Raw genomic sequence first — 813 nt, 5'->3', positions numbered from 1 at the left:
GTACCATTAACTACGAAGTACCAGCAGGACATGAAGCCATCGCCCCAGTAACACAAACTGTAGAATACACTCGAGATGTTAACGGCGTCGCAGGTTACCAAGACCCAGTAACTGGTGATATTACTTGGAATCCATGGCATGTTAAGAGTGGCAAAGCAGAATTTGCATCAGCTAGTGTAGAACAAATCAAGGGTTACGATTCATACGTAGACGGTACAAAGGCAACTGAAGTTTCAGCAGCTGCAGTAGTTGAAAAAGATGGTGTCCCACAAAATGGTGCCAACGTCACTGTAAGTTACCAAAAGCAAGGTAATATTCCAGTTAAATGGGATGGTACTAAGGACAACATGACAATGAAGGTTACTCGGACAATTAATTACCAGGTACCAGAGGGTCAAGCTGCTATTGCTCCAGTAACGCAAACCGTAGAGTACACTCGTGAAGATGCTCAAGGTAATGCCGGTTATACTGATCCAGCTACTGGTATTACTACTTGGAACGCATGGCATGTTGCCGATAATGGCAGTGCAGAATTCCCAAGTACTCAAGTAGAACAAATCAAGGGTTACGATTCCTATGTCGACGGTACCAAGGCAACAGAAGTGCCAGCAGCTCAAGTAACAGAAAAAGACGGCGAACCACAAAATGGTGCCAATGTTACCGTAAGTTACCAAAAGCAAGCTGATACGGTAGTACCATATGATCCTTCAAACAAGGATATGAATATGTCAGTAACTCGTACCATTAACTACGAAGTACCAGCAGGACATGAAGCCATCGCCCCAGTAACACAAACTGTAGAATACACTCGAG

The 813-nt window shown here is 44.0% G+C and carries 1 protein-coding gene; it reads left to right on the top strand.

Annotated elements, in window-relative coordinates:
• A partial coding sequence (locus LMC10_RS00385) for a mucin-binding protein (RefSeq protein ID WP_229268609.1) occupies positions 1 to 813 on the top strand: 813 nt, incomplete at both ends.

It is taken from the genome of Limosilactobacillus reuteri subsp. simiae (genome assembly GCF_020784875.1).
Classification (GTDB): domain Bacteria; phylum Bacillota; class Bacilli; order Lactobacillales; family Lactobacillaceae; genus Limosilactobacillus; species Limosilactobacillus reuteri_H.
This window is presented reverse-complemented; position numbering and strand designations above follow the sequence as displayed.